Annotated in this window: 11 protein-coding genes and 4 pseudogenes; 3 read left to right on the forward strand and 12 right to left on the reverse strand. The window is 33.1% G+C overall.

Translation table 11 applies throughout. From position 1 onward, the window contains the following. Nucleotides 1–35 precede the first annotated feature (35 nt). The 9 genes and pseudogenes from rpmG to ACQ9BO_RS23330 all read right to left on the reverse strand — a co-directional run bounded on the left by rpmG (nt 36) and on the right by ACQ9BO_RS23330 (nt 7,872). Nucleotides 36–217, reverse strand: a pseudogene (gene rpmG, locus ACQ9BO_RS23290) (50S ribosomal protein L33). Between the two features lie 27 nt (nt 218–244). Beyond that, nucleotides 245–481, reverse strand: coding sequence for a 50S ribosomal protein L28 (rpmB, locus tag ACQ9BO_RS23295; RefSeq protein ID WP_431242678.1), 237 nt, complete (start codon nt 479–481; stop codon nt 245–247). 71 nt (nt 482–552) lie between these two features. After that, nucleotides 553–1,806, reverse strand: a complete 1,254-nt coding sequence (locus ACQ9BO_RS23300) for a CinA family nicotinamide mononucleotide deamidase-related protein (protein WP_431242679.1) — start codon at nt 1,804–1,806, stop codon at nt 553–555. Nucleotides 1,807–2,023: 217 nt separating this feature from the next. Next, the gene (locus ACQ9BO_RS23305) at nt 2,024–2,368 is read right to left on the reverse strand and encodes an Hpt domain-containing protein (protein ID WP_026728026.1); all 345 of its coding nucleotides are present in this window, start codon (nt 2,366–2,368) and stop codon (nt 2,024–2,026) included. Further along, nucleotides 2,368–2,979, reverse strand: coding sequence for a fumarylacetoacetate hydrolase family protein (locus tag ACQ9BO_RS23310; protein WP_431242680.1), 612 nt, complete (start codon nt 2,977–2,979; stop codon nt 2,368–2,370). Before ACQ9BO_RS23310 ends, ACQ9BO_RS23305 begins: the two co-directional genes overlap by 1 nt. Nucleotides 2,980–3,056: 77 nt before the next feature. Further along, nucleotides 3,057–3,827: an exonuclease domain-containing protein gene (locus ACQ9BO_RS23315; protein ID WP_431242681.1), complete on the reverse strand. Its 771-nt coding sequence runs from the start codon at nt 3,825–3,827 to the stop codon at nt 3,057–3,059. Between the two features lie 216 nt (nt 3,828–4,043). Next, nucleotides 4,044–5,392 (reverse strand): annotated as a pseudogene (locus ACQ9BO_RS23320) (dihydrolipoamide acetyltransferase family protein). Nucleotides 5,393–5,476: 84 nt separating this feature from the next. Continuing rightward, nucleotides 5,477–6,641, reverse strand: a pseudogene (locus ACQ9BO_RS23325) (glycosyltransferase family 2 protein). Nucleotides 6,642–6,735: 94 nt separating this feature from the next. Then, entirely contained in the window at nt 6,736–7,872 is a 1,137-nt protein-coding gene (locus ACQ9BO_RS23330) for a hypothetical protein (protein WP_431242682.1), read from the reverse strand. Nucleotides 7,873–7,997: 125 nt separating this feature from the next. Here ACQ9BO_RS23330 and ACQ9BO_RS23335 point away from each other — a divergent pair, with 125 nt between their 5' ends. Then, nucleotides 7,998–8,594 carry a hypothetical protein gene (locus ACQ9BO_RS23335; RefSeq protein WP_431242683.1) on the forward strand — a complete coding sequence of 199 codons (597 nt, stop codon included), beginning with the start codon at nt 7,998–8,000 and terminating at the stop codon, nt 8,592–8,594. 3 nt (nt 8,595–8,597) lie between these two features. After that, on the forward strand, nt 8,598–8,990 hold the full coding sequence (locus ACQ9BO_RS23340; RefSeq protein WP_431242684.1) for a hypothetical protein: 393 nt from the start codon (nt 8,598–8,600) through the stop codon (nt 8,988–8,990). Between the two features lie 68 nt (nt 8,991–9,058). On the opposite strand, the gene ACQ9BO_RS23345 is transcribed toward ACQ9BO_RS23340, so the two are convergent. Continuing rightward, entirely contained in the window at nt 9,059–10,249 is a 1,191-nt protein-coding gene (locus ACQ9BO_RS23345; protein WP_431242685.1) for a DUF5009 domain-containing protein, read from the reverse strand. Nucleotides 10,250–10,389: 140 nt separating this feature from the next. On the opposite strand from ACQ9BO_RS23345, the pseudogene ACQ9BO_RS23350 reads away from it, so the two are divergent. After that, nucleotides 10,390–11,132, forward strand: a pseudogene (locus ACQ9BO_RS23350) (tyrosine-protein phosphatase). A 73-nt stretch (nt 11,133–11,205) separates the two neighbouring features. On the opposite strand, the gene ACQ9BO_RS23355 reads toward ACQ9BO_RS23350, so the two are convergent. After that, nucleotides 11,206–12,513: a tyrosine-protein kinase family protein gene (locus ACQ9BO_RS23355; protein ID WP_431242686.1), complete on the reverse strand. Its 1,308-nt coding sequence runs from the start codon at nt 12,511–12,513 to the stop codon at nt 11,206–11,208. Further along, on the reverse strand, nt 12,498–13,598 hold the full coding sequence (locus tag ACQ9BO_RS23360; RefSeq protein WP_431242687.1) for a GumC family protein: 1,101 nt from the start codon (nt 13,596–13,598) through the stop codon (nt 12,498–12,500). Before ACQ9BO_RS23360 ends, ACQ9BO_RS23355 begins: the two co-directional genes overlap by 16 nt. Nucleotides 13,599–13,605 lie beyond the last annotated feature (7 nt).

The following is a 13,605-nucleotide window of genomic DNA, read 5'->3' on the forward strand; positions in this document are numbered from 1 at the left end:
CCAAACCATTTGAGATTTATAAAAATCTCTAATTATTACTTAATTTCTTTGTGAACAGTTACTCTTTTCAAGATTGGATTAAATTTTTTAATCTCTAATCTGTCTGGAGTATTTTTTTGTTCTTAGTTGTAATATATCTAGAAGTTCCTGGAACACCAGAAGTCTTGTGCTCAGTACATTCTAAAATTACTTGGATTCTATTACCTTTCTTTGCCATCTTGCTATATATTTATTTAGGAAAAGATTATTTGATAAATCCTTCTGACTGCGCTTTTTTCAAAACTGCAGTGATTCCATTTTTATTAATTGTTTTTATCGTAGATGTCGCTACTCTAAGAGTAATCCATCTATCTTCTTCTGGAAGATAAAAACGCTTTTTAACTAAGTTTACAGAAAACTTTCTCTTAGTTTTGTTCATAGCGTGAGAAACGTTATTTCCTACCATCGCTCTTTTACCTGTAAGGTCACAAACTCTTGACATTATACTTATCTTTTATCGTTATTCAAAATCAGGGTGCAAAGAAAAGAAAAATAAACCATTGTAGCAAAAAATTATTGCACAATTTTTAAAATTTCTTTCTGTAATATTTCCAAACTCTTAATACTCGCTCTATCTATCACTTTTTCACGCGGTTGTCCGAAGTTAAATTCTTCTACAATTACTTCATTTGGCGTTGCCAAAGCTATAAAAACAGTGCCGATCTCAGCATCTGAGTCGCCTTTTGACGGCCCGGCGTTGCCTGTCGTTGCAATCGCATAATCTGTCTTAAGCATCTCTTTTACACTCAAAGCCATAGCTGTCGCAACCTCGGCACTAACTACAGAATATTCATCAATCAAATTCTGCGAAACCCCAAGAATATTGACTTTCGCTTCTGTCGCATACGAAACAACACTTCCTTTAAAATATTTTGAAGCACCTTGCACAGAGGATAAAAGTGATGCAATTCTTCCTCCGGTACAACTTTCCGCCGTTGAAATCGTTTTATTTTGCTTCGTCAAAAACTTTGCAATTACGGTTTCGATTGTTTCATTTTCTTCGTAACCTACTATTATATCATGAATTATAGCATCTAAAGACCGAACATTGTCTTCAATCGCTTTTTCTAATTCTTCTTTATCAGTTCCTCGAGCAGTCAGACGCAGGCGAACACGTCCAGGATTTGGCAAATAAGCCAATTTGATAAACTCTGGGAGATTATTTTCCCAGTTTTCAATACGCTCTGCAACTAAACTTTCGCCTTGACCGTAAGTCAAAATGGTTTTATGAATAATGTATGGACGTTTGTATTCGCGAACTATTTTTGGAATTATTTCTTCTTCCACCAAATATTTCATCTCATACGGAACTCCTGGAAGCGAAACAAAAACAGTATTTTCCTTCTTCATCCACATTCCCGGTGCAGTTCCCACTTTATTATGCAAAACCGTGCAAGTCGACGGAACCAACGCCTGATCTTTATTCAATTGCGAAATAGGTCTTTTGTAAAAACCTTCAATCAATTGTGTCACATGCGCCAGAACTTCAGGATTTACAACAAGTTCATCATCAAAATATTCACAGAATGTTTTTTTAGTGACATCATCTTTTGTTGGGCCTAAACCTCCAGTCACAATTACGATATCAACTTTATTCTGAAGTTGTGCAAACGTATCTAAAATCTGTTTTTTATCATCACTTATTGAGATCATTTCTGTAACCTCAACCCCAATACGGTCTAATGCTTTTGCAATAAATCCAGAATTTGTATCGACAATCTGTCCTATTAAAATTTCGTCTCCAATAGTTATAATGGTTGCTTTCATGCAAATTTTATTTTTTGCTTAAATAATCTGTAAGCTATTATTAAAGGAAAGTAGGCTGTGGAAGTTTTGATTTATGGGAGGGGCAGAATTGGCTTCTTTTATTTTTATATCATTTCAAGATGCCACTTATTTTACGAAGTATTTTAAATCGGTGAAAAATACAAACCTTGCTCTATCTTTTTATTCCTAAAAAACAAAGCAAGGTTTGGTTATACTACTACAAATCAAAATCTTTTTTGATTTCTTTTATTGCTTCTTTTACTTGTACTCTGATACTTTTAAAAGTCTCAATAATATCTTTTTTCTTGCCTTCAGCCTTTGTCCATGCTTCAACCTGAAGAATTTCTTCAAAAGCGACATTCAAGCCCATCAAATCCAGCGTAGGCTTTATTTTGTGCGCATATGAATAAGCATATTTATGATCCTTTTTCTTGATTCCTTCCTTGATTTGCTTTAAATCTTCAGGAACTTCAGTAACAAATAATTTAAGAATTTCGTTTACAAATTCCGGATCATTGTCTGAAAGCGCATATACTTTCGAAAGGTTGTACTTTAAAGCCATTATTTTACTTGTATTCTGAATAATTTTTTATCTTCTAAAAAGCCCTCTAAAACATCATTTGGTTTTACAGGCGCAACACCCGCAGGCGTTCCTGTAAAAATTATGTCTCCAATTTTTAATGTGAAAAATTGTGAAACATAAGCAACAAGTTCGTCAATTTTCCAAAGCATCAAACTTGTATTGCCTTTCTGAACTGTATTAGAATTGTTTTTCAATTCAAAAGTAAGATTTTCCATAGAAACGAAATCACTTTTTGGCAAAAAATCTCCAATGACAGCAGAACCGTCAAATGCTTTTGCTTTTTCCCAAGGCAACCCTTTTGCTTTTAGTTTATCTTGTAAATCTCTGGCAGTAAAATCGATACCTACACTAATTTCGTCATAATACTTATTGGCAAATTTAGGCTCGATATACTTTCCTACTTTATTGATTTTAACAATTATCTCAATTTCGTGATGAATCTCCTCAGAAAATTCTGGAATTACAAAAGGATGTTGCTTCAACAAAACCGCCGAATCTGGTTTCATAAAAATAACCGGTTCGTCTGGGCGTTCATTTTTTAATTCCTCAATATGATTGGTATAATTTCTACCGATGCAAATAATCTTCATTTCTTTTAAGTTGCTAAGAAGCTGAGATGCTAAGATACTAAGAACTTACCGCCTTAGAATCTTAGCATCTTAGAACCTTATTTCGTATTTAATTTTCTTAATTTAATTCCAGTTAAAACCTTTTTGGTGTATAAAGGAAAATCTGCGTTTTGAATCCAGCTGAAATAGCCAGGTTCAGTTTCGAGAATTTTTTCAACTTTGGCCCCTTTATGTTTTCCGAAAGTAAAAATTTCTTCATCATCTTTATCAAAAGCAATCATCCCTGCAAAATCAGCAATTTTTTTACGTGTAGTAAATTCAGACAAAGCTTTCATGTCATTTTCCAATTCAGGATAACGATCTAATTGCGCTTTTAAAATTTCGTAAGTTGCCATTGTATCTGCTTCTGCCGAGTGCGCATTATCCAATGTTTTTCCACAATAAAATTTCAAGGCGACACTCAGAGTACGCTCTTCCATTTTATGAAAAATAGTCTGGACATCTACAGAAACTTTGTTTTTCATATCAAAATCTACTCCCGCGCGAAGCAACTCTTCAGCAAGCAACGGAATATCAAAACGATCTGAGTTAAAACCTCCCAAATCGCTATCTTTTATCATATTATAAATATGAGGCGCAAGCTCTGCAAAAGTAGGTTCATTTGCTACTTTTTCATCAGTAATGCCATGCACAGCGGTTGTTTGAGGAGGAATTGGAATTGTAGGATTCACCAACCATGTTTTACTTTCCTTATTTCCGTTTGGGAAAACTTTGAATATTGAAATTTCTACGATTCGATCTTTACCGATATCTATTCCTGTTGTTTCAAGATCAAAAAAGCAAATTGGTTTGTTGAGTTTTAATTCCATTTTAATTTTTATAAGATTACAAATGTAAATTTTAAAGCCGAATTTTCCGCCCCTATTTCTATTTTTTTTGCCTAAAAAAAGGCTATTTATTAGATTTTAACTTTAAAAAAGAGCCCCATATGATGGTCTTAAAACTTTAATTTCTAATTTTCTTGTTAATAAAAAACCCGGAAAACGAATTGATTTTCCGGGTTCTAAATTTATTTATTGAATCGACTAAAAATCGCGATCTACATCAAAAGCCTCTAAATATTCAGCTACTCTTTTTACGAAGCTACCGCCTAGAGCTCCATCTACAACTCTATGATCATAAGAGTGCGACAAGAACATCTTTTGGCGAATTCCGATAAAATCACCTTCAGGAGTTTCAATAACCGCCGGCACTTTACGAATTGCTCCAAGAGCCAGAATTCCAACTTGCGGCTGATTAATAATTGGCGTTCCAAAAACACTTCCAAAAGTTCCTACGTTTGTAACTGTATAAGTTCCGCCTTGTGTATCGTCTGGTTTTAATTTTCCAGCTTTTGCACGGTTTCCTAAATCATTAACTGCTTTTGCCATTCCAACAAGATTCAATTGATCTGCATTTTTAATTACAGGAACAATTAAATTTCCGTTTGGCAAAGTCACGCCATTCCTAAGTTTATATTTTTCTTTTTGATGATATATTCGCCATCAACAGAAATATTCATACCTGGAAAATCTTTCAAAGCTTTCGCAACCGCTTCCATCATAATAGGAGTAAAAGTAAGTTTTTCGCCTTCTCTTTTCTCGAAAGCTGTTTTAACTTTATCTCTCCATTTTACAATGTTTGTTACATCGACTTCAATAAATGATTGAACGTGAGCCGAAGTCTGCACAGAAGCCACCATGTATCCTGAAATCAGTTTACGCATTCTGTCCATTTCGATGATTTCATCACCTCCATTTACAGAAACCGGAACGGCTTGATGACTTTTTTGAGCAACAGGTTCTACTGCTTTTACTGGCTCAGCAACTTTTGCAGGTTCAGCTATTACTTTCACAGGTTCTGTTGTTGCAACAGGCGCTGTTATTCCAGATTTGCGATCTTCAATATATTTTAAAATATCTTCTTTAGTTACGCGCCCATCTTTTCCTGAACCTTGAATACTATCAAGTTCAGCAATAGAAACCCCTTCTTCTTTGGCAATATTTTTAACCAATGGAGAAAAGAATTTATCCGATGAAGCAAAATCCTGCGGAGTGCTTACTGCTTCTTTTACTGTTTCAATTGTTTTTTCAATTTCTGCGGTAAGCGCCGGGATTACTGTTTCTTCAGCTTTTGCTTCAGCTGGAGCATCACCTTCTGTTTCAATAATTGCAATAGTCTGCCCTACCTGAACTAAATCATCTTTACCAAATAACTGTTCAACTAAAACTCCTGATACCTCGCTTGGCACTTCGCTGTCAACTTTGTCAGTTGCAATTTCCAGTACAGCTTCATCAGCTTCAATTCTGTCTCCAACTTCTTTCAACCAGTTTGTAATAGTTGCTTCAGCGACACTTTCTCCCATTTTTGGAAGTTTTAATTCAAATCTTGCCATATTGTTAACCTCAAGGGTGATTTTGATTTACAGATTGCGAAATTACCGAATTTTTTAAATATAAATTACATTTAATATAATTTTTTACTCAATTTTTACAATTTGCCCTCTGTCATTTCGCGAATTGCTTCCAATAATAAAATTTGCTTTTTTGGGGAAAATCTTAAAAGTAACCTTCTTATCTTTAAGAGTTTCTATGATTTTGATACATTTTTTGAATGAAACGTACTGATTATCTAAAATAATCTCAACTCTTTTACCCTTAAAAACGTGGGACGAATTTACCATTTTTTCTTTTTTGAAATCCAAAAACTGAACTTTATTTTTTAGAATGGAGGGTAATTTTTCAGACAAAATACTATTTGAGGAGTAAAAAATATACTTTTCAGGTCATGCGGTTTTTGCTTTGGTTTTCCTTGAAACATTTTTATAAAAGAAAAAAACCAAATTCCGATTTGAATAAACGAACTGAAAAACAATGATTTCTTGAAATGCTTATTATAAAAAAGTTCATTGCTTCTTGAAAGCGTTTCATGTATTTCTCATCTTTTATAGTGCTTTCACCTTTGTAATGCAAAACTGTCGTTTCAGAAAAATAATAATTTATCTTTTGTTTTTGCAATACTCGGTACGATAAATCAATATCATCAGCATACATAAAACAATTTTCATCAAAACCATTCAAATCGTTATAAAGTTCTCGTGTCATTAGCATAAATGCACCAACAAGAATTTCAACTTTCCCGTTTTCATTTTCATTTATATGCTGGGCATAATATTGATTAAAGATTTTCCATTTCGGGAAGAATTTATACAAGCCTAAAACTTTTGTAAAAGCAACCCAAGGTGTCGGAATTCCGCGTTTGCTTTCGGGCAAAAAAATCCCTTTACCGTCAATTAATTTGCATCCAATTATTCCTAAGTCCTTTTGTTCTTCGGCGAAAGCCAAAATTTTAGCAAAAGTATCTTCGGCAACAACAGTATCAGGATTTAAAATACATACATACTTTCCTTGCGCTTCTTGCACTCCAATATTATTGCCTTTTGGAAAACCAAAATTCTCTTTGTTTTGAATGAGTTTTACCGACGGAAATCGCTCTTGCATCATCAAACAAGAATCATCAGAAGAATTATTATCGACTACAATGATTTCAGCATCCATTGCAGAAACAGCTTCTTGAACACTCAAAATGCACTGTTCCAGAAAATAACGCACATTGTAATTTAAAATAATAACCGAAAGCCGCATAAAAAACAGGAAATTTATTTTTGGGGAAGTTAGAAATTTTCAGACAAACCTAGTCGCAATGACCAATCGTTTTTACTAATTCCGTAATCCAATACTAAATTACTGTTGTTTTTTTTGTTCCATTTAATGCGCAATCCTGTCCCAACAGCAGGATTCCATTTTGCGAAATCATAAGTTTCAAACTTTGAAACCGAAGAAATATTAGTAAAAAAACAGCTCCCCAAAATCCATTTCTTGAAATATCCATTCTGTATTCACCTTCAAAATACAAAAGGGCATTGCTTCGAAATCTATTTCGGGTAAAACCTCTACCCGTTTTCCCTTCACGATCCCAACCAATGCTGGGAAGATCTAAATAATGAGGTTTTCCTCCAAAAGTTGACCAATAAAAAGCCCTGTAAGCCAAAACCTTGTGCCTTACTTTACTAAAAGAATGATATTTTCTTGCGTCTATATAAATTGAATTCCATTTTTTTCCTTCAACGCCACTTGTATTTATTCTGTAATCGGCCTCAACATACAAGCCTTGTTCGGGATTTACATTGTTTTCACGAGAATCGTAAAGCCCTTGAAGCGCAACTCCAAAAGAAGTTTCGTTAGAAAAATCGCCGTTCATATATTTGTAATAATCCGTCTCGCCATCAATATAAGATTCTTCAGAAATATTCTGGTAATTGTCGTACAACAAACCAAGACCCGCCCTGTAATTCCCAACTATCTTTCGTGTTGCAAATTGATAAAAACGCCATTGCTGATAATCGAGAGTCGACATTTTATCATCTGTATTATTTCCGCCCAAACCATAAGTGTCTTGCGGATAAATCATAAATCGGTAATCTCCGATAAAATTCCAATGGTTATCTCTTGTATAAATATAAGATTGAATGGGAAAAACATATTGATTCGTAAAACTGAAATAAGGCGAAAATGAAATTTGCGACATATTGGTCGTTTTTTCATCTCCCAAATAAAAAGATGTTAAAAACGAAATCACTAATCCACCACTTTTATCAGCATTAATAGGCACAGGCAATAACGAGAAAGCAATCTTTTTGTCCAACCCAGTTCTCACAGAATCGTTTTTATGAAAAAGTTTATACAAAACATCCAGAATATCTCTTTTATTATTCGTAATTGAATCAGTTTGCGAATAACAAAACGGCATTAAAAAAAGAAAAACAAGACAATCAGACATTTCGTATTTTTCATCGTATAAGGCTTTCAGAAACAACTTCTTACAAATTTAAAATTTTATTCGGAACAGAAGTTGATTTTAGAAAATAATAAAAATCAAGAAAAGAGCTAATTATCATAAAAAATGATATTTTTAATTTTATCCTGAAATAATTTATTTCTATGAAAGATCAAAAACAAGCCTCGATTCCGTTATTTCTTTTACTAATTATATCTTGTTGCTTTCTCTTTGGTTTTTCATCAAAAGAAAACAAACAAAAATTAGCTTTAGATCTTGTCAAAAATTCTACTTGGTACATTGCCGGACCTGTAGTTGAAAGTCAAGAAACAATAAATAAGGTCAGGCTAGAAAATGGCATTGTAAAAGTTACTGCAAATGAAAATCCGCAGGGAGAAATTGAATTGAATGTGATGATTACACCTTCTGATTCAAACGACGGAAAACCTACAAATTTATCAGAAGATTCAAAATTTGTCAGTATTACCTATAAATCTTCTCATTTGATAAAACTTCAAGCCCGAGAAGGAAATGAAAACGGAACAGGTTGTGTGCATGGTGGTTCTCACCCAAGAGTTGATTTATCCGCTTCTCCTAAAAAATTTATGACTGTTAAAATTCCGTGGGAAAGCTTTAGACAAGATGGCCTTGCCAACGGAAAACTTTTGAATATCCACAATCTTTGCAAGTTCAATTTTGTGAATTATAATCCAGTACCTGGCGCCTCTTTAGAAATCAAATCCGTTCTAATTCAAAATTAAAATATGAAAACAAGACTTTTATTTTTTATTGCTGTACTTTTCTTTAATCTTGGCTACAGCCAACAAAAATCTGTTCCAAAAATGGATATTAATGGAGTTTGGGAAGATATTAATTCTGGAGTCCAGAATGCTGTTGCCATTATATCGGAACAAAACGAAAAAATTATTTTCACTCATTATTTAGAATGGAAAGGCCAAAAATTTGTAGAAAGTGGCACAGGAAAAAGAATAGGAAATTCAATTACATACAACGTAAATGTGACTTTGCCTATTGAAGGCTGGGCTACAGCAGGAACTCACACTTTAGTTTTGTCTGAAGACGGAAACAAACTTGAAGGCACTTTTAAAGACAATAAAAACCGAACAGGTTCAATTGCATTTAAAAGAATTCGATGAAATTTGTTTCAGGTTTCAGGTTTCAAGTTTCAGGTTAAAAACCTGAAACTTGAAACCTGAAACTTTTTTCACAAATGCAGTTGAATTTTATATTTGTTGCAAATTTTCATTACAAATAACATAATGGTCGAAAAAATTAACGACCAAACAATGCCAGGAACTCCAACTCGAAAATACCCTGGAATAATATGAAAATTAAAAACTTTACAGAAGTAATAAATAACTCCCGGCAAAATATAAATCAGTAACGGATTTGTTACCGCAGGCATAAAAAACTCGCTCCATTTAGTCTGTTTTTTAACTTCCATAAACCAATACAGGAAATAAAACAAAACCGTGCAAATAGTCGCCGAAAACATAGTCCAAGATGGTGTTCCTTTAATTTTTGAAATTCCATAATAAGGCCTCAACAAACATGCAACGGTAAAAAACAAAATGGCAAAACCAATTACAGGCCAATTAATTTTGATTGGTGTTTTTCGATCAAAAAATAAAAGAGAAATTATTACTCCGGCAGTTACTAAGGAAGCATGCGTCAAATGCCCTGCAATAAAGTTAAACCAAGGCAGTTGATGCAAAGCAGATCCTTCTGTCAAATTGATTGAATTACAAATAACGCATAAAACTAGAAAAGTGATCATAGCAAACAATCTACCGCAAACTAGCCAATAATAAACAACAGTAAAAAGATATGCCCAACCAATCAAGCCAAGAATTCCCCACCATTTTGGAGTCATTCCCCTCTCGCCAGTATCTTGAATATAAAGAAAATAAAGAGCTATCAGGACCAGCATTCCACCATACTGAAGTATATTTTTCAGCCAAACCGGAAAATCTTTAGAGTATTTATTCCAAATTGGAATTGGCATTGCGTAAGCCAAAAGTCCCCAAAAGGCAGGAGAAATAAGCATTTTTGAAGCATCAAAACCATATTCGGCATTAACCATATAAACACCAATGATAATCAAAGCCAATGCTCTTTTCAAAGTATGCGTCCAAATCGTTTTGGGGCTATCTCCTTTTATCAACCTAGCGTTAAAAGCAAATGGTATCGACATTCCCACAATGAACAAAAAAGCCGGAAAAACAACATCTACAAAAGTCATTGCATCTGCATCAGCTGGCATATGTTTCATCCATTGCGGTACATCTTTTATGCTTGCCAACTCATTTACAAAAATCATTACAAAAATCGTAATTCCTCGCAAAGCATCTATAGAAACAATTCTTTGGTTATATAAATTCTCTTTAATTATCATAAATCATTAAATTATTATCAGAAACAAATATAAACTAATAGTTGAGATAGAAAAATTAGATTACCACTCAAAATTCATCTGTACTAAAAAGTTTATCTTTTATGATGTAAAATATAAGGTAGTTTACTTACTTTTGCGGCATGTTATCATTCTTAAAATCAAAACCGTATTTAAAGGACCTTCTAGCTGGAAATTATGTTGATATTCATTCACATCTATTACCAGGAATTGATGATGGTGCCAAAACAATAGCAGACACTAGCAAACTTGCAAAGTCTTTTCAAGAAATGGGTGTTGTTCAATTTATTGCTACACCGCATATTAGCCATTACATTTGGAATAATTCGCCCGAAGAAATTATTGCCAAACAGCAAGAAACTCAAATTTTGTTAGAAGCTGAAAATATTAAAACACCTTTCAAAGCTGCCGCAGAATATTTCATGGATGATTGGTTTGAAAGTCATTTTCAAAACGAAAAACTTTTGACATTGAAAGACAATTATGTTTTAGTTGAAATGTCGTACATGAATGCACCAGTTCAATTATACAAGATTCTTTTTGATCTTCAAGTTGCAGGTTATATTCCGGTTTTAGCACACCCTGAGCGCTATTTATTCTATCATAAAAATTTTAATGAATATGATAAATTAAAAAAAGCAGGATGTCTATTTCAGCTTAATTTGTTGGCGACAGTTGGATATTATGGTGCTGAAATCACCAAAGTAGCAGACGAGCTTCTTAAAAAGGAATGTATGATTTTGTTGGAACAGATGTCCACCATAATAATCATATTGCCTCTTTCAATCAAAAGCTTAAAATTGACAATAATAATATCAAGGCTTTAAAAGACATTATTGCAAATAATCAATTTTTCAAGTTTTAATTAAATTAAAAATATTGCATAAAAAAACGGCTCAATTAATTGAGCCGTTTTTTTATGTTATGAAAATCTCTTTTTATTTTTTAGAGATTATTCTTTTGTACCAAGGTTTTTTCTCAACTCTAACACCATAGCCATAACCATAACCATAGCCTTTTGTAGAGTCGGTATCATTAAGTACGATGCACATATTAGGTAATTTCTTCTCTTTATAGAATGTATTGGCAATATTCAGCATACGTTTTTCAAGAACATTTGCACGCATTACATATACAAATGTGTCAGCATTTTTAGCTATTAATAATGTATCAGTAACCAAACTTACTGGAGCCGTATCTACAATAATGTAATCGTATTCTTTTTTAAGTTCTTCGAAAAGCTGATCTACTTTATTGCTCATCAACAACTCAGCTGGATTTGGCGGAATCACACCTGAAGGCAGAATAAAGAAATTTTTATAACCTTCATGTTTAATGATATAGTCTCTAACATCTTTATCTGTTGAAGACAAATAATTAGTTAAACCAACACCCGGTACATTTATATATTCACCAAATTTCGGATTTCTAATATCCGAACCTATCAACAAAACTCTTCTTCCAGACAAAGCAAAAGTTGCGACCAAGTTTACAGATATAAACGTTTTTCCTTCAGAAGGGAAAGTAGAAGTTACAAAAATAGTTTTCGCAATTCCGTCTGGAACTTTTGTAAGCATGAACTCCAAGTTAGTCCTTACAATACGAATAGCTTCAGCAGAACTTGTTCTACTTTCTGATTTGATTAATTCAGCAATATCATCTGAAGTTGGCACATCTCCAATAAATGGGATCTGTGTTTTTCCTTCAAGATCCAATTTACTTTTAATTTTTGTATCTAAAAGATCATTTCCATAAATTACCCCAAATGGAACCACAAGTCCTAGTAACATTCCAGCTAAATAAATGATTTTTTTCTTTGGGCTGATTGGATCTTTCTCTGCTTTTGCGGCATCAATCACACGAGCATTAGGTTCTGTTGCAGATAGTGAAATTGCCGTTTCTTCACGTTTTTGAAGTAAATATAAATACAATTCCTCCTTAACTTTTTGCTGTCTTGCAATTACTCTGAATTGACGTTCTTGAACTGGAATTTTACCAATTTTATTATTCAAAAGACTTTCTTGACTTTTAATATCACGATTTTGTATTTGCAAATTAGCCTGCATACGTCTTAAGCTGGAAGCCACATTAGACTTCAAAGAGGTAATCTGCTGATCTAACTTTACTACAGATGGATTTTCTTCAGTAGCAGATTTCAAAATTCTGTTGCGGTCTAAAACCAACTGATTGTACGAAGAGATCAATCCACTTGCATCAGCATTATCAGAAATCATGTTAGTAGGCAATAAATCTGAATTGGTGCTTTTTTCATGAAATCCAAAAGTGAAGAAACCACATTCAATTGGATTTCAGTTTCAACGCCTTTTTTATCGTATTCTGTCGAACCTTCAATAAAAAGTTTTGCTTCAGATTCAATATCTGTAAGTTTATTTCTCTTTTTAAATGTTTCCACATCTTGCTCTACACCATCTAATTCTTGAGCTATTAATGCTAATCTGCTTGCAATAAACTTAGATGTGTTTTCTGAAATATAGTTTTTGTCTTCAGTCGCATTTTCGTTATAAATTTGAATCATGTTATCTAAAAAATCTTCCGCTTTTTTAGCAACAGGATCTGAAATTGACACGTTAACGACACTACTAGTTTTGCTAATAGGCTCTACCTTTAGTTTCTTCTTAAAGCTTTCAGTCAATTCATCTAATGGATTGATGACAATATGAATTGATTCAAATCTACCGGTATGATTTTTAGCATAAAAAGCTGTTTTTTGAACAACCAAAACACCTACTGCTGTAGGTATTTTTTCTCCAAATTTAAATTCATTTTTGGTAGACAGAATAAAATTTCCTTTTTCTGTTTCTTCTTCCTCATTTTCTAATGAAAACGTAGTTGAATTTAAAAATTTACAATTTAAAACAACTTCTGTTTTATCGAATAAGATAGTCTTATTCGTAAAATGCGCGCTAATTGGTGTATCAACATAGACATCACGGTCAACTACCTTCCCTTCAACATAAAGCGATACATCTAAATTTAACTTCTTAATTGTATTTTCTACTAATGTTCTCGATTTTAAAATCTCAACTTCATTATCAACATTGTTTATCATGCTACCACCTAACCCCAAATCAGCAAAAGCAGACAATTCTGAAAGCATTCCTCCTTTTTTCTCGTCTTTAACTAAAATAGAAGTTGTAGCTTCATAACTTGGCGTCGTATAACGCAAATATATAAAGGCTAAAAATAGACCAATAACAACACTAACTAAAAACCAACGCCAATGGATTAAATATTTATCTAACTGTTCTCTTAAATTAACATCCTCGATTTCATCATCAATTACATCATTATAAAAACCTTGCTTTTGCATTTTCTAT

This window comes from Flavobacterium sp. P21, from assembly GCF_050632225.1.
Taxonomy (GTDB): domain Bacteria; phylum Bacteroidota; class Bacteroidia; order Flavobacteriales; family Flavobacteriaceae; genus Flavobacterium.

Bases quoted from the DNA above. Each gene is read 5' to 3' on its own strand.
- ACQ9BO_RS23310 (WP_431242680.1), bottom strand. From the start codon at position 2,979: ATGAAGATTATTTGCATCGGTAGAAATTATACCAATCATATTGAGGAA.
- rpmB (WP_431242678.1), bottom strand. From the start codon at position 481: ATGTCAAGAGTTTGTGACCTTACAGGTAAAAGAGCGATGGTAGGAAAT.
- ACQ9BO_RS23335 (WP_431242683.1), top strand. From the start codon at position 7,998: ATGAAAGATCAAAAACAAGCCTCGATTCCGTTATTTCTTTTACTAATT.
- ACQ9BO_RS23340 (WP_431242684.1), top strand. From the start codon at position 8,598: ATGAAAACAAGACTTTTATTTTTTATTGCTGTACTTTTCTTTAATCTT.
- ACQ9BO_RS23300 (WP_431242679.1), bottom strand. From the start codon at position 1,806: ATGAAAGCAACCATTATAACTATTGGAGACGAAATTTTAATAGGACAG.
- ACQ9BO_RS23345 (WP_431242685.1), bottom strand. From the start codon at position 10,249: ATGATAATTAAAGAGAATTTATATAACCAAAGAATTGTTTCTATAGAT.
- ACQ9BO_RS23315 (WP_431242681.1), bottom strand. From the start codon at position 3,827: ATGGAATTAAAACTCAACAAACCAATTTGCTTTTTTGATCTTGAAACA.
- ACQ9BO_RS23360 (WP_431242687.1), bottom strand. From the start codon at position 13,598: ATGCAAAAGCAAGGTTTTTATAATGATGTAATTGATGATGAAATCGAG.
- ACQ9BO_RS23305 (WP_026728026.1), bottom strand. From the start codon at position 2,368: ATGGCTTTAAAGTACAACCTTTCGAAAGTATATGCGCTTTCAGACAAT.